Origin of the sequence: Vibrio rotiferianus CAIM 577 = LMG 21460, from assembly GCF_002741985.1 — a bacterium.
Lineage (GTDB): Bacteria > Pseudomonadota > Gammaproteobacteria > Enterobacterales > Vibrionaceae > Vibrio > Vibrio rotiferianus.
In genome coordinates, this window is record NZ_APHW01000104.1 from 90,319 (window position 1) to 113,635 (window position 23,317).

Here is a 23,317-nt window from a genome sequence, read left to right on the forward strand (position 1 = left end):
AGTTCAATAGTGACTACTCAATAATGGGTCACGCTCTCGGAGTAAAGAAAATATGGTCGCAACTACATTTGGCCAAAATACACTTAAACTGAGTGCTATTTCAGCACTGCTCATCTCTTCCTTAAGCATTACCGGTTGTTCTGATGAAAATGAGGCATCAGACGTCGCACCACTAATCAAACCTGCACTTATTGAAGTCGTTACAACCCAATCAGCAATGGAGCTGAGCTTTAATGGTATTGTTCGTGCTGCAGAAAGCGCAGACCTCGCTTTTCGAGTGAGTGGGAAACTGATCAGCATTTTCGTTAAGGAAGGCGATGAGGTGAGCAAGGGTCAACTGCTTGCTTCTTTAGATGATCGAGATGCAAAAAATGCATTGGTGTCAGCTCAACTTGAGTTTGAGAATGTGTCTCGTGAGTATGAGCGTGCTCAAGCTGTTTTTAAGAGAAGCCAAGCAATTTCAAAGGCCGACTTAGATACGATCACGACACGTTATAATCTTGCTCGTACACGTGTTGAAGATGCAAAGCGTCGTCTAGAATACACCCAAATCTTTGCTCCTTTTGATGGCATTGTTGGACGCAAGCTGGTTGATAACTACGTTCAAGTCCAAGCGAATGCACCTGTCCTGACCGTTCATGATATTAATGATCTTGAAGTGGTCATCCATATTCCACATAAAGTGATGCTCTCCGGTAAAGAGGGGACGAAAGCAATGGCTGAAATCTCAGCCATTCCTGGGCAATCTTTTCCATTAAAGCTGCGCACGGTTGCGACCGTTGCAGACCCTGTTTCCCAGGCGTATCCGGTCGTGTTGGGTTTTGAGCACTTAAACGGTTTCCACGTATTGCCGGGAATGGCGGTGAAAGTGCTGCCTGTTTCCACTTCAGGTAATACTCAGAATCAACAAATTACCTTACCTCTGACGTCAATTGTCCCTGACAACCAAGGCAAGCAATTTGTCTGGGTCGTTGGCATTGACGACAAAGCAACGAAGCGTTATGTGGCGATTGGTGCGCTCAACAAAGACCGCATTATTGTTACCGAACATCTTTCGTTGGGTGAGAAGGTGATCATTGCTGGGGTATCAAGTGTGAGAGAGGGCATGGAAGTTCGCCCTTACACGGATGACCGCGCTGGAGCACAATGATGGACATTGCACGTTATACCATAGCTAAGCGTACAAGTGTGTGGGTGCTTATTGCTCTAATACTGTTAGGTGGTTACATCAGCTACCTCAAACTAGGCCGTTTTGAGGACCCTGAGTTTGTTATTCGTCAGGCAGTGATCGCGACACCTTACTCAGGAGCGACAGCGCAGGAGGTCTCTGACGAAGTGACCGATGTTATCGAAGGTGCTGTTCAGGCTTTGCAAGAAGTCAAAGAAGTGAAATCCGTCTCGATGCAAGGAATGTCAGAGGTCACGGTCGAGATTAAACTCGAGTTTGCAGGCAGCGCCGCTGAACTACAACAAGTATGGGATAAACTTCGTCGTAAAGTGACCGATGCACAGCGCCAGCTTCCTCCGGGAGCAGGGCCGTCTATTGTGAATGATGACTTCGCGGATGTATATGCATTGTTCTTTGCTGTTACAGGTGAAGGTTTCAGTGATAAGCAGTTGCAAGATTATGTTGATAGTTTACGCCGTGAAATCGTACTTGTACCGGGTGTGGCGAAAACAGCGACATTGGCGCAGCAACAAGAAACCATCTTCGTTGAGATTTCAAGTGAGCGCTTAGCCGAGTTCGGTGTCTCTGCTGAGAAAGTGTTTCAAGTTCTGCAAAAACAAAATTTAGTCACAGTAGCAGGTAGCATCGAAACTAGTGCGATGCGCATTCCCGTGATCCCGAGTTCCAATATTGATTCTGTTGCCGACTTTAAAAACCTACAAGTCGGGTTGGGTAACAACAATACAGTGCTTCGTTTAGGTGACATTGCGGACATCACTCGCGGATACAAAGCGCCAGCAACCATGCTGATGCGTTTCAACGGTGAGCGAGCTGTGGGCTTTGGTATCTCCAACGTATCCGGCGGTAACGTTGTGGATATGGGAGACGCGGTAAAAGCACGTTTGGCCGAACTGGAAAGTCAGCGCCCATTGGGGATGGATCTGAATGTGATTTCGATGCAATCAGATTCTGTGCGCGCATCGGTAGCGAACTTTATCGACAACTTGGTCGCTGCGGTTGGTATTGTATTCGTCGTGCTTCTGCTGTTTATGGGGGTGCGTTCGGGTGTGATTATCGGTTTTGTGCTTCTACTAACGGTGGCTGGCACCCTGTGCATCATGCTCATAGAAGATATTGCGATGCAGCGTATCTCTCTTGGGGCGTTGATCATTGCTTTGGGTATGCTGGTGGATAACGCCATTGTCGTGACCGATGGCATCTTGGTGCGTTTTCAACAAGATCCAAACGCCGATCGCAACACTGTAGTGTCTGAAGTCGTTGATGCAACCAAGTGGCCCTTATTAGGGGGAACCGTCGTTGGTATCTGTGCATTCAGTGCGATTGGTTTATCGCCTTCGGACATGGGGGAATACGCTGGCTCGCTGTTTTGGGTGATCCTTTACTCAATGCTATTAAGTTGGGTATTTGCAGTCACAGTGACGCCAATGCTGTGCCATGATTTCCTCAAAGTAAAAGCAGCAAATGCAGATAAGAAACCAAGCCGCATCGTGGCTAGCTACAAAGCACTGCTCGCATGGGTATTGAAATACCGCATCATCAGCTGTGCATTGTTACTGGGAATGATGGCTACAGCGATTTGGGGCGTGAAGTTTGTACCTCCGGGTTTTATGCCAGAATCTCAGCGCCCGCAATTTGTTGTGGACGTTTACTTGCCGCAAGGCTCGGATATCAAGCGTACTGAAGCTGTGGTTGCGAGTATTGAGCAAGATGTGAAAGCCAAAGAGGGAATTACCAACATCACCAGTTTTATTGGTGGTGGCGGTTTACGCTTTATGCTGACTTACGCGCCAGAAGCTCGTAACCCAAGTTATGGTCAACTGCTGATCGATATCGACGATTACACAAAGATCGCCCCGTTACTGGGTGAGTTACAAAGTGAGTTAGAAGCCAAATACCCAGATGCGTCCATCAAAGTGTGGAAGTTCATGCTTGGTCGAGGAGGCGGTAAGAAGATTGAAGCCGGTTTCAAAGGGCCTGATAGTGCGGTGTTGCGTCAACTGGCAGAGCAAGCGAAAGCCATCATGCTGGCGGACAGTAACTTGATTGCGGTTCAGGATGATTGGCGTCAACAAGTCCCTGTGCTTCGCCCTGCTTATTCTGCAGAAGAAGCCCAGCGATATGGGCTGACTACGATGGAGATTAACCAAGCTATCGCGCAAACCTTAACGGGTCGGAATGTAGGTGTATATCGAGAGGGAGATGATTTGATCCCAATCGTTGTCCGCGCGCCGGAAAGTGAGCGAAGCCACCAACGCGCGATTGAAAATACAGAAGTTTTCAGTCCGATAGTGGGCGCTTATATTCCAGTAAGTCAACTCGTGAACTCTGTTGATGTGGTATACCAAGACGCCATCTTGCGTCGAATTGACCGCATGCCGACGATTCTGGTGCAAGCGGATCCAGCGCCGGGTGTATTGACGGCAGACGCATTCAAGCAAGTTCGCGGTCAAATTGAAGCCATTGAGCTGCCAGCAGGGTATGAGCTGAAGTGGTATGGGGAATATAAAGCGTCGAAAGATGCCAATGAAGGGCTAGTTATCTCAGCACCATACGGGTTTGCTGCGATGATTCTTTCGGTAATTTTTATGTTCAACGCACTGCGTCAGCCACTGGTGATTTGGCTAACGGCACCGCTAGCGGTTGTTGGTGTCACCGTGGGGCTTATCATCTTCCAAACACCGTTCGAGTTTATGGCCATTCTCGGCTTCTTAAGCTTGATTGGTATGATGGTGAAAAACGCGATTGTATTGGTTGACCAAGCGGATGTTGAAATTCGTGAAGGTAAAACACCATATACCGCGATCATTGATGCAGCACTAAGCCGTGCCCGTCCGGTTCTACTGGGCGCATTCACGACTATCTTAGGTGTTGCCCCACTGCTGATTGACCCATTCTTTAAGAGTATGGCGGTGACCATTATGTTTGGTCTACTGTTTGCCACGATTCTTACTTTGGTCGTCATTCCGCTGTTTTACGCCATCTTTTTCCGCGTAAAAGTAGAGGCGACATAAATTACCGTGAAAACTCAAGAAGGAGCCATTTGGCTCCTTCTTTCTAATTTGATAAACGTATGTAGAAACTTCAAATATTTGTTTGGGCAGTATAAAACAACAGTAAGCGAACTAGGTTATATTGAAGTGCTTGCTAAATTTCAAGCTGTGCTTTCCAGGCTTTGATTCATGAAATCAGGAATAGGTATGCACGTGAAAATATGTATTTTTGTTGATGTCGTAGTAGGGTAAAGCGTGATCATTGCGTAGCCGACTACTACGGCGTAACATCTTCAATTGTTCTATCTTTGACAACTTTGAACACTAACGCGTCATCCCAGTAATTTAGGAAAATTCGAGAGTTCATGCACCATCCTTCATCAGAATAGCTCTTCATGATTGCGCGAACGTGCTCGGGAGTGTCCTCTTTAGCCTGCTTTTGCTTAGAAGAGTATCGGATTACAACGACTGGTGGTAAATTTCCACCGACTCTATAAATCACATATCCGTCTTTTCCAAAACTTAATCGACCGTGAATTTTAATATTGTCAGTCGTGCCATCACTCCCTTCTAAAAATATTTCAATTTTTTCATAAAGGTTTAATGCAGTTTGGAAATTGCTAGTCTCGTTGATATAACCTGAAATATCATTCGACTTGGAGCAATAATCTTCAACGCTGTCGGAGGTTACTGGGTATCGAGTCTCTCTAACAATGTAGCTACCTAACATTTCCAGCAATATTAATTCTGATTCCGTCAAGTTCAAGCGCAAAGTCTCAGCAATTTTACGAAGCTTGTGACCATACATTTCAAAATTTTTCTCTACCAATGGCTTAGGTGCAAAGATTAAAAGTGACAAAAACGCTGACTTCAACAACAGCTCAATCGCGTAACCTATCAATAAGAAGCTATCTTTGTTTAGGGAATCTCGCTCTCCTAACAAGTCAAGTACTCGATTGCTACGCATCCTCACTTCATGTTCTGCACAGGTAGATTGTTCATCAAGGAAGTTTTGATATGCCTGGGATGCTAATTCTCTCAACCTTATAGCGCTAAGGCGTTTGGATCTAGCTTCCTTTTTCCAGTCATATTTGTTGTATGTTCCTCTTTCGCCAGAATTTCTAATGATATCGTTCTGGTTTATTGTCATTCTTACCACTCCTTACCTGACCCCAACTTTATAGTTCACTGATAAGTTAGATTTTTGGTCAACCAAACACATATTGAGGGATTGGGTAATCTTGGTCAAACCCATATGACTGAAAATGATCCTAAAAAGGTTAGGGGCCGAAACGAGTTGCAACTAAACCACGACTAAACTCCCTAGATGATCACTCAATCACCTGGTCATGATTCTTTTTTCGCCATTGTTTCCATGGCAATGAAAGGACAGCAAAAATAGTAATGGCGTACAACATTGACCAGCCTAAGCAGATAAACACTGCGGTACATAAGAGTAGCGAAACTCCTGCGAGAAGTTTGCCTGCTCCTTGCAGTAATTTATATGCAGCGAGCATGGCAAGTAGATAAACCAAAACAAAAATTCCGTTGGCAAGCTTAAGGAAAAATTCCAGATCCAATCCAGAGAGTGAGCCCAATAGGCAAGATGCGAGCAAGATAGCGCCAACGACTAGCGTGGCATTAGCAGGCACGCCACGAACCGATACACGAGCAATCGCACTTGTTGGTTTGTACTCTCTCGCCTGTGCCCACACCATGCGAGCTAGGCTTTGGGTGTAGAGGTTGATGCTAGCAAAACATGCTGAGAAACCTATTAGACTAATTAGCCATTTGGCATGGTCACCAAATAGATGTGCACTTAACCAAGGGATAGAAGCGCTGTCGAACTCGGTACTGCCATACGCGCCAAACTTTAGGAGCACGACTGAGCATGCCCAGTAGGTTGCACCAGCGACAAAGCAGCCAACGATAATAGCAATAGGGAAGTCTCGTTGAGGGTTCTTAAATTCCTCTCCCATGTGTGCAAAGGCTTCTATGCCGACAAAGCACCAAAACATGACCCCAAGAGCTGCGGCAATCGACCAAGTTGAATCCATGGTGATAGCTGGCATCGTAAGATCGGCATAGCCAACATCGCCTTTCCATAAAAACGCGCCAACCAAAGCAAAAATACTCAATGCAATAACGGTTTGCAGACGTCCTGATGATTTAGTACCAAGCAAACTAATGAAAACTAAGAGAGCGACCGTGAGAACTTGTGCGAAAAGGTGGTTGCTGATTGCCTCTGGTAACAGTTGTTGCAAAAAGCCTGCGGCCAGAGCAACCGCGGCAGGAACACCAACAGGAATCACGCTAACGAATAACCACGCTACGCTGCTTTCCAATTTGGGACTAAAGGCTTTACGGACAAAAAAGGCAGTGCCTCCAGCGTTGGGGTAGCGCTTGCCAAGTTGTGCGAAAGTAAGCGCAATAGGGCAGATAGCTACGAACAATACAATCCAAGCCCACAGAGAAAAGTGCCCAGCAATGCCAGCTGCAATTGCCGGAATCATAAATAACCCCGTTCCCATTAACGTGGTGGAGAGTTGGCCAATGCCTGATACCAGAGTGATGTCTTTGTTGAGTTGTTCCATAACTGCCTCGAACTTCCATATGGTGCGAGTGACAAGCATAGCTAAATTCTGCACAACAATATGATGTTGTCGACCGTCAAAATGACGGTTGTTATGCAGACAACCTTCAAATTGTCGGTTTTCAATAAGTTGTAATGGAGTAGAATGGAAAAATTAAGGAAAGCTTGGTGAGTTTATGGACAAATTTGATCATCAAATCATAGATCTATTACGTCAAAATGCCCGTCTCTCAATTACGGAGATCGCGGAGCATGTGAGTTTGTCACGCTCGGCAGTCACGGTTCGAATAAAAAAGTTAGAAACCGATAAAGTTATCCTCGGTTATCACGCTGACATAGCGACATCGGAAGAATCGACGATTTGTGCGTATCTGGCGCTGAAATTTGATACATCTGCATCCAGCCACCATTGTGATGCGTACGCGAATGAGTTGTATAAAATCGATGGGGTCAAGTGGTGTCATGCCATTAGCGGTGAAACGGATATGATGCTGTTTGTTGAAGTGCCCAATATTGCCCGCCTTAATGAGATTCGAGATCATATTCAACGTTACCCAGAACTTCGTAATGTCATGACACATACTGTGCTGACTGAGTTTTTTAATACCACAGGGAGCAAGTTCGTAAAATGACAGAGAAAGACATCGTCCTCAACTTCTGGAAAGCGATGGAGAGTAATGATTTCTTTGCGGCGGCGGAGTGCCTCACACCAGACTGTGAAGTGATTTGGCCGTTAACCAAAGAAGTGATTCGAGGCAGAAAGAACTTTGCCGAGCTCAATTCTGCTTATCCCGCAGAAGGAGAGTGGACCTTCACCATTGAACGTATTTTGGCGGATGGCGAGCAAGTAGTTACCGATGTGGTAGTGAGCGATGGTGTGCGCTCAGATAGAGCGATTACCTTCCACACTGTGCGTAAAGGGTTGATTTGCAAGCAAGTCGAATACTGGCCAGAAGAGTACGCTGCAGCTCAGTGGCGTTCAAAGTGGGTCGAGCGTGCTGAATAATATCAACCTAAATTTATTACGCTCTTTGCATGTTTTACTCGAAGAGTGCCATGTAAGTAGAACGGCTGAGCGTTTGCACATTACGCAGTCGGCTGTCAGTCGTCAGTTAGCTCAGTTACGTGAGCTATGTGGCGATCCTCTATTAGTGCGTCAAGGTAACCAGCTGATTCCAACACCCAGAGCATTAGTGTTGAAAGATAAGTTAGATGCGTTACTTGCGGAATTTGACCACCTTCTTGATGACAAACCTTTCGAACCTTCGGATTGGAAAGGAGAGTTAGTGTTAGCATCGAGTGATTATGTCGCCCAATACGTGCTGCCAGATATTGCTTCACACTTGAGTGGTTTCGCGCCTCAGTTAGACATGGCTTACCGACTATGGCAGCCGGACTTTCTTGATAAGCTCCATGAGAGTGGTATTCACATCGCCTCTTCAATGTACCCGGAAAAACCGCAAGGAGTATCGAGTGTGAAGATCGGTGAGGATTCGTCAGTCTGTTTGATGAAAGCCTCTCATCCGTTAGCAAAGCAAGAGCATATCAGCGTTGAAGATTTAATTTCATATTCTCATATCAAAGTGACTGGTGGTGGTGATAAAGATTCCTACACTGATTTGGCGTTAAGAGAGTTAGGTCATACGCGCCACGTTACGTTCAAAGTGCCTTTCTTTTCTGCTGCCATCAATCGTTTGGTTTCAAGTGAACATTTAATGGTGGTTCCAGAGCATATTGCGGTTAACCTCGCGAAGCATTGGGATTTAGCCCATAAATCGCTGCCTCTCGAAACCCCTATTCATCAATATTGGTTAATGTGGCATCCGAAATACGATACGGATCCAGCGCATAAATGGGTTCGAGAAGAGATTCGTTCAGTGATGCAAATTTCAGAGTATTCCATTCGCTAATAAGTGCATTGTTACGCTATGAGTTGGAATCATGGTTAGTATGAAAAACTTTGATTTCTACTTATACCTATTCCGTTGATAGATTAGCGTCAAAGAGGGGAAATTCTTATGACACTAACAGTTTGGTTATCACTTTTTACCGTGTGTTTATTAGGGGCGATGTCACCAGGCCCAAGTTTAGCCATTGTTGCTAAACACTCGTTGGCGGGTGGTCGTGTTAATGGTTTCGCAACGGCTTGGGCGCACGCATTTGGTATTGGGATTTACGCGTTCATCACTTTAATTGGTTTGGCGGTAGTACTTCAGCAGAGCCCATTGCTATTCAAGACCATTAGCCTTGCGGGTGCGGCTTACTTGGCGTATTTAGGCTTCAATGCATTGCGCTCAAAAGGTGGCGTAGCAGCAAAGTTGGAGTCTGGTGAAGAGACAACGGTCAGTCAATCTGCGCGAGAAGGCTTTTTGATTTCGATTTTAAGCCCGAAAATTGCGTTGTTCTTTATCGCACTATTTAGCCAATTTGTGGCACTAGGAAATGATCTCAGTAATCAAATGATCATCGTGGCGACGCCATTTGTTGTCGATGGTTTGTGGTACACCTTTATCACGTTGGTATTGTCCAACTCACGTGTCGTTGATCGTATTCGTTCAAAAGCGGTGCTGATTGACCGCCTGTCTGGCATCGTTTTAATGCTATTGGCTGTGCGTGTGGTAGTGACGATTTAATCAAGCTGAGAGCACTACAACCAGAAAAGGCTACCGAGATGGTAGCCTTTTTTGTATATAGCAAAAAAACATCCTAGCTCTAAACTAGATAGGATGTCAGCAAGGAAGGTTACTCAGGAACATAGGGGGGGGAGTGTGAAACCTTCAGAAGCGTTAACGACGAACTTCTTCAAACTCGCCTTCAATTGCGTCGGACTTACCCGTATTGAATTCATACTCTTCATGCATTTCTTGTTGCATTTGCTTCACGCGTTTTTCAATACGTTTACCAGTAATCAGTGCTGCGATGGTCAATGGAATCGCCATGATTAGGCTAAATACCAAAGTAAAAAAGCCAGTAATCAGTGCTAGTGCAGTAACGATAATTCGATTCATAATCATGACCTCTCTTTCAATCTATGGGTTCATATTAATAATCTGAACATGAACGAAACATGAACATACCCAAATAACCTCAAAATTCTAGTTTCAGCAAGATTGTCTTGGTTCGTAGACGCGGCGACGATTTGAAGTTCTAGTGATTCTAAATCGAGAATCGTCAACAAAGTATTCGAGCCAAGACAACTTGCCCTAGGGAGCGTGTTACTAACGCCATTTCTTTGATAAATCCCTCGGCAATAGTGAACTATTACGCAAGCGATTTATCTTTGAACTAGCGTTAGTAACGACGCTCTGAATTCTGAATATTGAGGTCATTTGGGTATCTAACGTTCAATTTCGCATCGATTTGTCTGAGGAATGTCAAACCGCCCAAAAAAGAAAAAACGCCTGAGGGTCATCAGGCGTATAAACGGGGGATAATAGTTATTATTGTTTGACTACAAATGAGGTGATAGATCGCTACACATTGTGGTTAACGTTGTGGAGCAAAGTTGACCTTATTGAGGGAAAGTCTGGTAACGAACACCCATCATTTGTTCCATACAGTGCACGACTTGGCAGCTGTAACCGAATTCGTTGTCGTACCATATGTACAGTACGCAACGCTTGTCTTGTGCGATAGTTGCTTGACCGTCAACTACGCCAGCATGACGAGAACCTACCAAATCACTAGACACAACTTCCGTTGAGTCTGTGTAGTCGATTTGAGCGGATAGCTCTGAATTGAGCGCCATGCCTCGTAAGTACTCATTCAATGAATCACGATCGACATCTTCACCGAGGTTTAGGTTTGCAACTGCCATTGAAACGTTAGGTGTTGGGACACGAATAGCATTACCCGTTAGCTTACCAGCTAGCTCTGGTAGGGCTTTTGCTACTGCTTTCGCGGCACCTGTTGAGGTCAGAACCATGTTTAGAGATGCACTACGACCACGACGATCTCCAGAGTGGAAGTTGTCAATTAGGTTTTGGTCGTTAGTGTAAGAGTGAACCGTTTCAATGTGACCAGAAAGCACGCCGTACTTATCGTTTAGCGCTTTAAGCACAGGTGTGATTGCGTTGGTCGTACAGCTTGCTGCTGAGATGATAGTGTCATCTTGCTTAATTACGGACTCGTTTACACCAAATACCACGTTCTTGATGTCACCTTTTCCTGGGGCGGTAAGCAGTACTTTCTCAGCACCTGTACATGCTAGGTGCTGGCTTAGGCCTTCTGCATCACGCCAAACACCAGTGTTATCAACCACAAGTGCATTGTGAATGCCGTAAGTTGAATAGTCGACATCGCTTGGTTGGTTAGCGTAAATAATTTGGATGTAGTTGCCGTTTACAATCAGAGCCTTACGCTCTTCATCTACCACAATGCTACCGTTGAATTGACCATGAACAGAATCACGTCTTAGTAAGCTAGCACGTTTTTCCAAATCGCCTTTTTTACCACCTCGAACAACGATTGCACGTAAGCGCAGCGGGTAGCCAGGGCCACTTTTCTCGATTAAAAGACGGGTTAGTAGACGACCAATTCGCCCAAAACCGTAAAGCACGACGTCACGGGCCTCGAGGGATGAATCTGCATCACGTGCGCCGTTTAGCGCCGTTTGAAGAAAATCTTCAAGTGCGGACGCATCATCATGATCTCGCCAGTACATATTTGCTAATTGACCTACATCCACACGACAAGACGAAATGCTCATTTCGCAAAGCGTTTGGATAATCGGCATGGTTTGTTCTAGAGAGAGGGGAGAACCAGTGTAACGGCGGGCAATTCGGTGAGTTTTGAGAATGTCGATGGTGCTTGCATTGATCAGTGTTTTACCGAAGAGGACGACTTCAATGCCTTTTTGACGATATAGCTTACCGATAAGAGGGGAAATAGATTCGGCAATCGTTTGGCTTGTTTGCCAGTCTTGGAGATATTTCTCTGGACTCATTGTTGTTTCGGACCTTTCACGTTTTGGGGCTGACTTTACTCTCTTCTGTTACCTCACCGGTAAAGTGTGAGAGTTTGTTATGTAATGTGGTTGTAATAATTTTGTGTGCGAATTGTACGGTGTGACTTCTTATTCTGCTAGGAAAAATAATATGAGATAAATCACCGCATTCTTAGGTATTTACTGTTGAATGTAGGGTGATTTGTATAGCAATTAGTGATATTGACTTTAGTAAAGTTAGATACTTAATTCGTGATGATAACGATCTAAGTCTTATTTATTCTGATGGATGCAATTTCCAGTTTCAGTAAAAAGGAGATGCGAATCTGTTTGTAAACAAAAATAGTAATCATAAGTCGGGCTTAACAAAGAAATTCCTAGAGAGTCTTAAGTACAAGTCGCTCAGGGCATCAAGTAGGAAAATAGGTTTTCAAAAATTTGTGTTAAGTCACACAAATCTGCACCACACCAGATTTCTTGAGAGAGAGTGGGCTTTTAGGTGTTTCAAAACAAAGAATTTACTCTAGATTGACCCGACCAAAACGACGACAGTATGAAACTGGACTAGTATTTTAGAACGTCAGTTTTTTTCGGTTCGCAAAGCCAAATGATAACGAAATTATCAATAAAGAGTCGTTTAGCTTTACTAACAATGATGCCTATCGTGGTTATCACATGGTTCGCATTGCTCCAGTTTTCACATACGACACAGCAGGTGGAAAGACTGAACCTAACAGTCAACAATATTCATACGTTAAAGACTATCTCGGATGCAGCCAACTTTGTATATCGCTCTGTGCGAGAGCGACAACATCAAAAAACAGATGTGCTTTCTGTTGAGTTGGAGCTACATCAGCAAGAAGTTCAGCAGTTTTATAACCAGTTTGCTCGTAACCCAAATACACGTGATTTTGCTTTAGAGTGGAAAGAAGAAGCGCTCCATGTGTTTTCATCTCCACTGGATGAAGTTGTTGAATCGGGTGATATTGCCTATCAAATGATGGCATTAATGCTCAAGTCGGTGAATCGGGAATACCACCAATTAGAAAGCGATGATTCTCAATGGACTCAAGACATCATAGCCCATTTGGCTGAGCTGTCTTTCTGGACGCAAAAAGAAGCATGGCTAACCTATACCCTTGCAATCAGCGGTTACACACAACCGAACAGGGACACTCTTATCAAGGTGGTCGATAAACAGCAAGAAAGCCTAGATAGCTTTTTGCTTTTAGGGGCGGATAGCCAGCAAGTTTTCAAGTTACTCGATTTTTTCCAATCAACTCGCTACCGACAGAATGTACAGAGTCGTTCTCAGTTGATTGATGGTAAAATGTCTCAAGTCGAACTTCAGTTCTATCTTGTGGATTTAGATTACCGGCTGCAACGGCTACTTCTGTTGATCAAAGGTTTTTCCATTCAAGCGGAAGAGCGTTTGATGTCTGCAGTAGAGTATGAAAAAAGAGAGCTTGTTATCATCAATGTTACTGTCTTGCTGGTGGTGACCTTACTATGCTTTTTGGGAGGAACAACTTGGTTTCGCGTCCATTCAAAGCTGGGGGCAATACTTCATGCTCTTCGTGGGAGGGGTGAAAGAGGCAGCAGTGCAACAATCACGGCAGACGGTAATGATGAGTTTACGGAGTTTGCACGGCAGTTGAATAACATCATTGAAGAGCAAAGTTTGAAAACAGATGAGCTGGTTAAAACTCGCGAGTCAGCTATTGCAGCGAATCGAGCAAAATCTGTTTTTCTTGCCAATATGTCCCATGAAATCAGAACCCCACTTAATGGCATTATTGGGATGACAGAGATCCTTTCGCACAGTGAGTTAGACAGTCACCAGCAAGAGATCCTAGAAAACATTGATACTTCATCGCATTCATTACTGATTCTGCTCAATGATATTTTAGATCTCTCAAAAATTGAATCCGGTAACCTCAACCTTTCACTGACAGAAGCTGATATTCGAGAGGTTATTTATCAGTCATTGATTCTGTTCCATTCAAAAGCGACCAGCAAGAATATTGAGCTTCACGTTAACCTTGATGAAAGTATCCCAGCTTTGGTGAAAGCAGACGATCATCGAATCAAACAAATCATTACCAATTTACTTAGTAATGCGATCAAGTTTACGGACGATGGGTATATATCTGTAGATGTTGGATATCAGCGAAAGAGTGCTGGTAAAGGGGAGTTACATTTTAAAGTCACTGATACTGGCATCGGTATTGATGAAAGTCAGTTGAGCAACATATTTAAACCTTTCACCCAAGAAGATGACAGTATTACTCGTCAATTCGGAGGGACTGGATTGGGTCTAGCCATATGTCGTCAGCTTGTCTCAATGATGGGGGGGGAGAGCTTAAAGCTCAATCTAGTAAAGGGTATGGCAGTAGTTTTGAATTTTCTGTTGAGGTTGAAATAGTAAGCCGCCAGCTCTGGCGCTCACAAGTCGTAAAGCGTGGTCTGCTCATTTCTGACAATTATCGCTACTCGCCTCAGCTTGAACGAGAATGTCGATTAGCAGGCATTGAACTAAAGGGCGTTGATGATGCAAAAGATGCTTGCGACTTAAAGGATGATTTCGACGTCGTATTTTATTGCTACAGCCTACACCAAAACATCAATAAAGATCTTGAACGGTTGGAGGCACGTTTTCCACTCGAAAAGGTTGTTGTTTGTCAGCATCATTTGTTTTCCACACATATCAGTTTAGATCGAGTACATGCCTTGCTAACTCAACCGTTTTTAGGAAAGCGTTTCCAGGCAGCAATCTCTGAGTTGGCGGAAATCCAACTGAGAAAATCTCAATCTCTTGCAGAAATAGCGGTAAACGCACAACCTTTGGATCAGTATGTCGCTGGTAAACATAAACGAATTCTCATCGCTGAAGATAACTTAATGAATCAGAAAATCGCGAGCTTTTTCCTAGAAAAGGCGGGATATGACTATCTTATCACGAGTAATGGCAAAGAAGCGTTGGATGCGATCACTCAAGGTGGAGAATTTGATGCAATATTGATGGACTGCATGATGCCTGTGATGGATGGCTTGACCGCAACGGAAGAGATTCGCCGTTGGGAAGATAAAACGAAAAAACACAAAACCACAATCATTGCGCTTACTGCGAGTGTCTTGGAAGAGGACATACAAAAGTGTTTTTCAGCTGGAATGGACGCTTACCTACCAAAACCTTATAAATCGCATCAGTTATTTGAGTTGTTTAAAGAGCTAAAGCTTGCTTAAATCGCCCCTAAAAGCCGGACTCTCTACGGCTTTAGAACGATAAAGAAAAGGAAGTAACATGTTCAAACTTGCTGTGATTGGGACAAACTGGATCTCTCAACAATTTGTTGAAGCGGCGATTCAGACTAAAGAATTTTGTCTACAAGCGGTTTATTCACGTGATGTCGTGAAAGCGCGCGAATTTGGCTCACCTTACAATGCGGTATCTTACTACGATAGCCTTGATGATTTAGGGGCAGACTCAGACGTTGATGCAGTGTATATCGCAAGCCCTAACTCGCTGCATGCGCCACAGGCTATTAAAATGCTCGAATATGGCAAGCACGTTATCTGTGAAAAACCGATGGCGTCAAATGTTCTTCTGGCTCAAGCCATGTTTAAAGCAGCGGAAGAGAATAATGTCGTGTTGTTTGAGGCTTTCATGTCGCCCTACACGCCAAACTTCCAAGTGTTGAAAGAGAGCCTATTGACGATTGCTCCTCTTCGCCATGCAACGATTAGCTACTGCCAGTACTCTTCTCGTTATCAGAAATACCTGAACGGTGAGAACCCAAATACCTTCAATCCAGAGTTTTCCAATGGCTCTATCATGGACATTGGCTACTACTGTGTGGGTTCTGCTGTTGAGCTGTTTGGTGAACCTAACAGCGTACAAGCAAGTGCTCATCTTTTGCCTTCTGGTGTTGATGGTTGTGGCAGCGTGACTCTGGCTTACGATGGCTTCAACGTGAATTTATTGCATTCGAAGGTGAGCGATTCACTCATCCCAAGTGAATTTCAAGGTGAGCAGGGCAGCGTGCTGGTGGACATGATCGCTACAGGGCGTGGTGTTGAACGTATTTTGCGAGGGCAGGACAAAGAAGTGCTGACGTTACCTCAAGAAGAGAACCATATGTTCTATGAAGCGCAGGCGTTTGCGAAACAACTTAAAATGGGTGTGATTGATCAGCAAATGAAGCAGCGCTCATTGTCCGTCGCAAAAGTGTTGACCGAAGTAAGAAGACAAACTGGCGTGGTTTTCCCTGCTGACGAGATGTCTTTATCTCGCTAACTTGATCTCTAAACTTTACAAACGACAAAGCCCTCACAACGAGGGCTTTGTTATATGTGTTTTTTTAAGCTGTTACTGGAGCAGAAGCTAGCTTACGAATCGTTTTTTGATAAGTCATATAAGCCGAGAACCCAGCCATCAGATTACCAATACTGGCACCAATCAGTAGCCCTTGAATGCCACCCATCTGAGCACCGACCCATAGACAAGGTAAAAAGAACAAGAACAGGCGCAAGGCCGAGATTGTCAGTGCGGTATAAGATTTCCCTAACGCGTTACAAATTGACACCATCAGCATACACACCCCAAGCGAACCCAAACTGATTGGGACGATCATTAAGTGCATGTGCAAGACTTGTTCTACTTGTGTATCGCTTGTCATAAGTAAGGCGAGCGGATTAGCGGCGGCAAACGTCAATAGTGCAATCAATAGCTGGAAACCAAGGATGAACTTAACGGCAATAGATACTAGCGCACGAATATCGGTGTAGTTTTTCGCTCCTAATAAGCGTCCGACCATAGGGGGCATCGACATGGTCAACGCCAATACCGATACAATGGCAAAAAACTCATAGCGCGAGCCCAAAGCCCAAGAGGCAACTGCAGCTGTACCAAAGCCAGCAAGCAGCTTGGTTGCTAACATAGAGGATAGCGGTGGCAGTAATTGGCTTATCATCGCAGGTCCCATAATGTTGCCAATCGATGTCACGCTCTTGAGTACATTTAAGTCTTGCCATTGGAATGTGGCCCAGTGGTTTTTCTGCACGCGAGGTGCGACAACCAAGATACCGAAGCTGAAAGCGATAATGGTCGCAATTGCAGCCCCATTAATGCCCAAATCAAAAGTGAAAATAAAGAGTGGATCGAGTACCAAGTTCACGCCGCTGGTGACCATCATCATAGTGCCGGGCAGCATAGTGTTACCGTTCGCGCGACAGATACTGTAGTAGAAGTACAGCACGGCACCTACCCATGAGCTTATTAGCCACCAAGGCCAATAGCTGTCGATGATTGGCATGACACTCTCTGGTGCACTAAGTAAAGAAAGAATAGGGTAGCGCAGAAACCAAATAAGCAGACCAAAGATGGCTACGCCAACGGAGCCGATCATTAGCACCAAGCCGCCCAACTGTTTCGCGTATCGGGTATCGTTCGCACCCAGCGCTTTGGAGATCACTGCAGTTGTGGCGATACCCAAGCCAACTTGGATACCAATGATCACCATCTGCAGTGGCAGCGTAAAGCCTTGTGCAGCAAGAGGCAGGATACCGAGTTGACCAATGAAAGCACTATCGACAAGCTGGAAGCTCATCAGCGACAGCACACCAAACAGCATTGGCCATGTCATAGTAAACAGCTGTTTTGCCAGCGTTGGTTGTGCGTTAGAAGAGTTCGAAGGCATAGGAATGTTGCGTGTTTTGGGAACAAAAGTTGATTTTATTGTACACACTGTACAACAAAGTGACAAAAAGAAACCCCGAGCAAGGTATCCCTGCTCGGGGTTGGAAAACTGAACTAGTTGCGCTTATTTTTTGCCGCTAGTTTGCTTGTCTTCTTCAGTCAGTTCGCGAATACGACGGCTGATATCACGACGAGCCTTAGAGATCTCTGCACTCTTGATGATGTGATCGTCAACGCGGTCTTCGTAGTCTGCTTTCATGTTTTTGATGATTGCAACGATTTCGTCGTGAGACATTTCTGGTTTGATGTAGTCTAGTAGGTTTTCTAGTAGGTCTACACGTTTACGGTTGTCACGAACTTTCTTTTCGTTATCAAGCAGCTCACGTTTTAGTTTGTTTTTACGACGAGCTTGGTTCACGATTTCAAATACGCTACTCATGGTTCCCTTTCCTAATTTGTGAATATCTGATTCGATTAAAGCACAACATCCCGTGGCATAACAGTCTTAAGATCAAACGCCACGTTGACTTGAACATTTATTCATCAATTCTGATGTGGCTTTAACAAACACGGCGAAAAAGCACGATTGTTGTTCACTTGAGCAGTGAGATGCGTTGTCATAGTGAAGTTCTGGTTATATCATCTGTGTTAATTACTACAAATAATGAAGCTCGAAATGAACTCTGGGACTATTACGGAGCCGGCTGAAAGCCAAGACCTTGAAACAAAGGATGAATCTTTGGCTGAGAAACTAAAAGCGGCATACGTAGACGCAAGAACACAACTCGAAATCACCGAAGTCGAACTTAATCGGTCGAAAATAATGGTGGTGGATGAGAATGGAAAAATGACCAAAGTGTCGATTTTATCAGAGCATTGAGACCTAACCCGATTCGCAAAGGGTGTCAGGTCCATGCACTATGCTTTAGCCTGAGACCCAAATTCAAATGCAAAAATAATAAGGAAATGCATTATGAAAGTTGAGCTAACGGCAATTGAAGCACGAGTAATTGGCTGCTTAATCGAAAAAGAAGTCACCACCCCCGACCAATACCCTCTAAGCCTTAACGCGCTTACTAACGCATGTAATCAAAAAAGCAACCGCGAGCCTGTCATGTCATTGTCTGAAGCAGACGTGTTAGACGCGGTTGATGCACTCATCGAACGTCGTCTTGTCAGCGATGAAAGTGCCTTCAACAGCCGCGTAAGCAAATACCAACACCGATTCTGCAACACTGAGTTTGGCGACTTGAAGTTAACGGAGCAAGAGAAGGGCATCGTATGTTGTATGCTGCTTCGTGGCGCACAAACACCGGGTGAAATCCGTACGCGCACTAACCGCTTAGCGGCATTCAATGATGTGAAAGAAGTTGAAAATGTGCTCGAACACCTTGCTAGTGAAGAAAAGGGTCCGTTAGTCGTCAAATTGCCTCGTGAAGCTGGCAAGCGAGAATCACGTTATATGCACCTATTCTGTGGAGAGGTTGATGTTAGTGAATTGGCTGTGGCAAGTGCTGCACCATCTTCTGCGGGTTCAGAGCGCATCACCCAATTAGAGCAAGAAGTGGCTGAACTTCGTGCAGAACTTGCAGCCTTAAAAGAACAGGTCGAATCACTACTTTCATGAGTGACACCGCTAAGCAGAGTTGGAGCGTCTATTTGATTCGGAATAATCGCAATGCTTTATATTGTGGCGTTACCAATGATATTGAACGACGCTTTAACCAGCATCAAAGTGGCAAAGGAGCCAAAGCTTTAAAAGGGAAAGGGCCTTTGGTGTTGGAATGGTCAAAAAGCTTTGAGTCAAAAATATACGCAATGAAAGTCGAATATTTCATAAAGCAGTTACCTAAAAACAAGAAAGAAAAAATCGTGATAGGGGACGCGACTCTCAGTTGTGATGACTTAGGTGTACATTACCTTACTTAGCTAACAAAACCGCCTTATACGGCGGTTTTTTCTTGTTTGTAGGTACCAATTTATTGGACTCTAGCTCATAATAGAAACCAAATTCCTCACAAAAATTTATCAAATATAAGTATGGAATTTGTCTTGCGTTATATGGATACAGCGTACTTTCGAAATGGAATGCTTGGCTAGGTACTAAGAATTAAGCCCCACAATGATGGCGGCAAAATAACAAGAGCATAGAATGAAAAAAGCGCTTATATTTTCGCTATTCTCCTTAATTGGTGTTTCTTCAAACGCCTACTCGACCCAGGTACTAGACGGGTACTGGGCATATCAGGAGTATTTAGAACAATATCCAAACCAGCGAGCTCTCACTGAAAAGTTGGGGGATGCTGTTAGAAATTATCCGGTTCCGCTCAAAACAGAGCAGCGCCACCCTCTCAAAATATCGGTTGTTTATCCTGGGCAACAAGTCTCTGATTACTGGGTGAGAAATATTGAAGCTTTTGAGAAAAGGCTAGATAAGCTGAAGATTAGCTACCAGATTAACCAGGTTTTTACGCGGCCAAATGCTGATATCAAGCAGCAAAGCATGTCATTAATGGAAGCTCTCAAGAGTAAATCTGACTATTTGATTTTTACGCTTGATACGACTCGCCATCGTAAATTTATTGAGCATGTTCTAGACTCATCAGAAACCAAACTCATTTTGCAGAACATCACCACACCAGTGAGAGAGTGGGAGAAAAGGCAGCCATTTCTCTATGTTGGTTTTGATCATGCTGAAGGGAGTCGTGCACTAGCCAAAGAGTTCGGAAAACGATTCAAAAAAGAGAGTAAATTCAGTGTTTTGTATTTCTCTGAGGGATACATTAGTGATGTCCGAGGGGATACGTTTATTGAGCAGGTTACTCGTGACAATGGTTTTGCCCTGGAGTCTGCCTTCTATACAAAAGCGACAAAATCTTCCGGGTATCAAGCCGCTAAACTGAGCTTAGAAAAGTATCCTGATATTGACTTTATGTATGCCTGCTCAACCGACGTGGCACTTGGCGCAGCTGAAGCGTTAGATGATCTGGGTCGCGATGATATTATGATTAACGGTTGGGGAGGCGGCTCGGCGGAGCTTAATGCTATTCAACGTGGTCAGCTTGATTTTACTGTTATGCGAATGAATGATGATACAGGTATTGCAATGGCTGAAGCGATAAAGTGGGATTTAGAAGGACAGTCTGTACCAACCGTATTTTCTGGTGATTTTGAGGTAGTGACTAAGTCAGACGCACCTGAACGAATTGAACAACTCAAGAAACGCGCATTTAGATACTCAGATAATTGATGTCAGCTCAGTTAAACTTAACCAAGCGTCGCTCTCTGGCGACGCTGATAACCCGCATAATTGTCGTCGTTCTAGCGCCGATTATCTTTGGTATTTTCGTCCAGAGTTATTACTTCTCCAAACAAATTATTTGGCAGGAGGTCGATCGCAACAAACAGCAAACCTCTTCGTTGATCCATAATATCTTTGATAACCATTTTGCGGCGATTCAAATTCACCACGACAGCAATTCCAAAAGTGAACCCATTCGCGATTTCTATTCCGATAGAAATGCTGAAATGCTCAATTACTTTTATTTGGGTATTGATCAAAGTGACCCTTCACATACCCCAGAGTTTCGATTCCTAACTGACCACCACGGTATTGTTTGGGATGATGGTAATGCTCACTTTTATGGTGTGAATGAAGTTATCTTAGAGAAGATGTCGAAGAAAATATCTTTTAGCAGTAACTGGTACTATATGAATGTACGCACGCTGATGGGGCAGCGGCATATGCTGTTAAGGCGTGTACCGGTGATCAATACGTCCACTGGTGAAGTCTTAGGCTACTCATTTATTTCGATTGTTCTAGATAATAACTTTTCATTGATGGAAAAACTGAAAAGTGAGAGCAATGTAGATAACGTCCTTTTGATTGCAAATAATGAAATGCTTGCGAACTCTTTTGATGATGAAGAGGACTACTCAGCGGCAGATATTATTGCGCGTCGTGGATCGACAAAAAGGCTAGATAAACTGCTGGTTATTGAAACGCCAATCATGGTGAATGCTTCGATGACTGAGCTATGTTTACTGTCGGTTCAAGACAACCAAGGTGTTGTATCTCTGCAAATTCAACATGTTTTGGCAATGCTGGCATCCATCATCGGTTTGCTGATGATCGCATTGATGGCAAAAGAGTGGATGGAAAGCAAGGTTGCAGCTGCGCTCGATACGCTAATGTCCTATACAAAATCAGCCAGCGACGAGGATCGGTTTAAACGATTCGTTGGTTCAGATATCGAAGAGTTCAACCATATCGGCTCAACTTTAGAAAGTACATTTGAAGAGCTAGATTCGCAGAAAAAGTCTTTCCGAGATCTGTTTAACTTTGCATTATCACCGATTATGGTTTGGTCTGAGAGTGCAGTGTTAATTCAAATGAACCCTGCAGCAAAGCGTGAGCTTGTGATTGGTCAAGGCAATACTAGTCTTGAGGCCATGCACCCAGTATTCCAAAAGTTTAAAGAGAAATTGACACCTCACTTAAAGATGTCGGCGCAAGGCGCTACGTTGACGGGGGTTAATGTACCAATCGATGGCAAGGTATTTCGCTGGAATTTATCACCAATTCGTGTTGATGGAGGGATCAGTGGAATCATCGTTCAGGGACAAGATATCACAACTCTGATTGAAGCCGAGAAACAAAGCACCTTAGCTCGACGAGAAGCAGAAAAATCTGCCCAAGCCAGAGCCGATTTCTTGGCGAAAATGAGCCATGAAATCCGCACGCCAATCAATGGGATCTTAGGTGTCGCTCAATTGCTTAAAGATTCTGTTGAACATGATGAACAACGTAAACAAGTCGATGTGTTGTGTAACAGCGGAGAGCATCTACTCGCGGTGCTGAATGATATTTTGGATTTTTCCAAGATAGAACAAGGCAAATTTAATATTCAAAAACATCAGTTTTTGTTTGCCGATACCATGCGCACTATCGCTAATATCTATGGCCCCATCTGCCGAAAAAAAGGTGTTGAACTGATTATTGATAATGAGGTTGAAGAAAACACTGAGATATTTACGGATCAAGTTCGACTTAACCAAGTGCTCTTCAACCTTGTTAGTAATGCGGTGAAGTTTACCCCTGCGGGTAGCATCCAGATTATCTCTACACTTGAGCATTTCCATGGTCACGATAGCAGTGTGCTCGTGATAAAAGTTGAAGACACAGGGATTGGGATTGATTCAAACAAACTAGACCAAATGTTTGAGCCGTTTATTCAAGAAGAGGCAACAACAACACGTGAATACGGTGGTAGTGGGCTAGGTTTAACCATTGTTAAAAACTTAGTTGAAATGCTTGAGGGTGATATTCAAATTAGGAGTGATAAAGGTAAAGGGACACTTTTTGTTATTACCGTCCCGGTGCAAGGCCGACTGCGACAAGTTGAGGAATTAACACAAACACTAAGGCTTCCAGCAGAAAAGCTGTTTAGCGATGCGTTAAGGGTGTTGTTGGTGGAAGATAACCATACTAATGCCTTTATTCTTCAGGCTTTTTGCAAGAAATATCAGATGGAAGTTGATTGGGCAAAAGACGGAATTGAGGCGATTGAGAAGGTAAAACAGCATCGCTATGATTTGATTCTAATGGACAATCAACTACCGCATTTAGGTGGTATTGAGACAACCAAAACCATTCGAGACGTCCTTAAGATTGCAACACCAATTTATGCTTGTACCGCAGATACGATGAAAGAAACAAGCGAAGCATTTATGGCTGCGGGCGCAGACTATGTTTTGCTTAAGCCAATTAAAGAGAAGGCACTGCATGCTGCATTTACGGACTTCAAGAATCGATTTATTGAGGAAGAGTCGTAGGAAAGGTATACCCAAGTAACCGCAAGATGCTTGGTTCATCGAGAATGGCTTGGGTATAAATCGTTAT

18 protein-coding genes and 1 pseudogene are annotated in these 23,317 nt (G+C 44.1%); 13 read left to right on the forward strand and 6 right to left on the reverse strand.

Annotated elements, in window-relative coordinates:
• Positions 1 to 52: 52 nt before the first annotated feature.
• Together B853_RS20095 and B853_RS20100 are read left to right on the forward strand one after the other, a co-directional pair.
• The gene (locus tag B853_RS20095; protein ID WP_038886111.1) at positions 53 to 1,150 is read left to right on the forward strand and encodes an efflux RND transporter periplasmic adaptor subunit; all 1,098 of its coding nucleotides are present in this window, start codon (positions 53 to 55) and stop codon (positions 1,148 to 1,150) included.
• Positions 1,150 to 4,200, forward strand: coding sequence for an efflux RND transporter permease subunit (locus tag B853_RS20100; RefSeq protein WP_038886109.1), 3,051 nt, complete (start codon positions 1,150 to 1,152; stop codon positions 4,198 to 4,200). Before B853_RS20095 ends, B853_RS20100 begins: the two co-directional genes overlap by 1 nt.
• Before the next feature lie 256 nt (positions 4,201 to 4,456).
• Here B853_RS20100 and B853_RS20105 read toward each other — a convergent pair whose 3' ends face one another.
• Complete coding sequence (locus B853_RS20105; protein WP_038886107.1) at positions 4,457 to 5,329, reverse strand: hypothetical protein; 873 nt, start codon at positions 5,327 to 5,329, stop codon at positions 4,457 to 4,459.
• A 181-nt stretch (positions 5,330 to 5,510) separates the two neighbouring features.
• Complete coding sequence (yjeH, locus tag B853_RS20110; protein WP_038886106.1) at positions 5,511 to 6,773, reverse strand: L-methionine/branched-chain amino acid transporter; 1,263 nt, start codon at positions 6,771 to 6,773, stop codon at positions 5,511 to 5,513.
• Between the two features lie 175 nt (positions 6,774 to 6,948).
• Here yjeH and B853_RS20115 point away from each other — a divergent pair, with 175 nt between their 5' ends.
• The 4 genes from B853_RS20115 (at position 6,949) to B853_RS20130 (ending at position 9,405) form a co-directional block, all read left to right on the forward strand.
• On the forward strand, positions 6,949 to 7,404 hold the full coding sequence (locus B853_RS20115) for an Lrp/AsnC family transcriptional regulator (protein WP_038886103.1): 456 nt from the start codon (positions 6,949 to 6,951) through the stop codon (positions 7,402 to 7,404).
• Positions 7,401 to 7,778, forward strand: a complete 378-nt coding sequence (locus tag B853_RS20120; RefSeq protein ID WP_038886101.1) for a nuclear transport factor 2 family protein — start codon at positions 7,401 to 7,403, stop codon at positions 7,776 to 7,778. The genes B853_RS20115 and B853_RS20120 overlap by 4 nt, the downstream gene beginning before the upstream one ends.
• Positions 7,768 to 8,682 (forward strand): LysR family transcriptional regulator, encoded by a 915-nt coding sequence (locus B853_RS20125; protein WP_038886100.1) that lies wholly within the window; start codon positions 7,768 to 7,770, stop codon positions 8,680 to 8,682. Before B853_RS20120 ends, B853_RS20125 begins: the two co-directional genes overlap by 11 nt.
• A gap of 108 nt (positions 8,683 to 8,790) precedes the next feature.
• Positions 8,791 to 9,405: a LysE family translocator gene (locus B853_RS20130; protein ID WP_038886099.1), complete on the forward strand. Its 615-nt coding sequence runs from the start codon at positions 8,791 to 8,793 to the stop codon at positions 9,403 to 9,405.
• Between the two features lie 153 nt (positions 9,406 to 9,558).
• On the opposite strand, the gene B853_RS20135 is transcribed toward B853_RS20130, so the two are convergent.
• Together B853_RS20135 and B853_RS20140 are read right to left on the reverse strand one after the other, a co-directional pair.
• Positions 9,559 to 9,780: a hypothetical protein gene (locus B853_RS20135; RefSeq protein ID WP_005442428.1), complete on the reverse strand. Its 222-nt coding sequence runs from the start codon at positions 9,778 to 9,780 to the stop codon at positions 9,559 to 9,561.
• A gap of 503 nt (positions 9,781 to 10,283) precedes the next feature.
• Positions 10,284 to 11,717 carry a glyceraldehyde-3-phosphate dehydrogenase gene (locus B853_RS20140; protein ID WP_038886098.1) on the reverse strand — a complete coding sequence of 478 codons (1,434 nt, stop codon included), beginning with the start codon at positions 11,715 to 11,717 and terminating at the stop codon, positions 10,284 to 10,286.
• Between the two features lie 610 nt (positions 11,718 to 12,327).
• Here B853_RS20140 and B853_RS20145 point away from each other — a divergent pair.
• Positions 12,328 to 14,963: pseudogene (locus B853_RS20145) on the forward strand (hybrid sensor histidine kinase/response regulator).
• A 58-nt stretch (positions 14,964 to 15,021) separates the two neighbouring features.
• Positions 15,022 to 16,014 (forward strand): Gfo/Idh/MocA family protein, encoded by a 993-nt coding sequence (locus tag B853_RS20150; protein WP_038886097.1) that lies wholly within the window; start codon positions 15,022 to 15,024, stop codon positions 16,012 to 16,014.
• 64 nt (positions 16,015 to 16,078) lie between these two features.
• Here the strand turns inward: B853_RS20150 and B853_RS20155 are convergent, their stop codons facing one another.
• Positions 16,079 to 17,416: an MATE family efflux transporter gene (locus B853_RS20155; RefSeq protein ID WP_038886096.1), complete on the reverse strand. Its 1,338-nt coding sequence runs from the start codon at positions 17,414 to 17,416 to the stop codon at positions 16,079 to 16,081.
• 123 nt (positions 17,417 to 17,539) lie between these two features.
• Positions 17,540 to 17,854 carry a DUF496 family protein gene (locus B853_RS20160; RefSeq protein WP_005453573.1) on the reverse strand — a complete coding sequence of 105 codons (315 nt, stop codon included), beginning with the start codon at positions 17,852 to 17,854 and terminating at the stop codon, positions 17,540 to 17,542.
• Positions 17,855 to 18,091: 237 nt separating this feature from the next.
• Between B853_RS20160 and B853_RS20165 the strand changes: the two genes are divergently transcribed.
• From B853_RS20165 to luxQ, 5 genes are all read left to right on the forward strand, one after another.
• On the forward strand, positions 18,092 to 18,295 hold the full coding sequence (locus B853_RS20165) for a hypothetical protein (RefSeq protein ID WP_038886095.1): 204 nt from the start codon (positions 18,092 to 18,094) through the stop codon (positions 18,293 to 18,295).
• A 93-nt stretch (positions 18,296 to 18,388) separates the two neighbouring features.
• Positions 18,389 to 19,042, forward strand: a complete 654-nt coding sequence (locus tag B853_RS20170; RefSeq protein ID WP_010451280.1) for a YceH family protein — start codon at positions 18,389 to 18,391, stop codon at positions 19,040 to 19,042.
• Positions 19,039 to 19,344: a GIY-YIG nuclease family protein gene (locus B853_RS20175; protein ID WP_010451282.1), complete on the forward strand. Its 306-nt coding sequence runs from the start codon at positions 19,039 to 19,041 to the stop codon at positions 19,342 to 19,344. Before B853_RS20170 ends, B853_RS20175 begins: the two co-directional genes overlap by 4 nt.
• Positions 19,345 to 19,567: 223 nt before the next feature.
• On the forward strand, positions 19,568 to 20,665 hold the full coding sequence (locus tag B853_RS20180) for an autoinducer 2-binding periplasmic protein LuxP (RefSeq protein WP_038886093.1): 1,098 nt from the start codon (positions 19,568 to 19,570) through the stop codon (positions 20,663 to 20,665).
• Positions 20,665 to 23,250, forward strand: coding sequence for a quorum-sensing autoinducer 2 sensor kinase/phosphatase LuxQ (gene luxQ / locus B853_RS20185; RefSeq protein ID WP_038886091.1), 2,586 nt, complete (start codon positions 20,665 to 20,667; stop codon positions 23,248 to 23,250). Before B853_RS20180 ends, luxQ begins: the two co-directional genes overlap by 1 nt.
• The last annotated feature ends 67 nt before the right edge of the window (positions 23,251 to 23,317 follow it).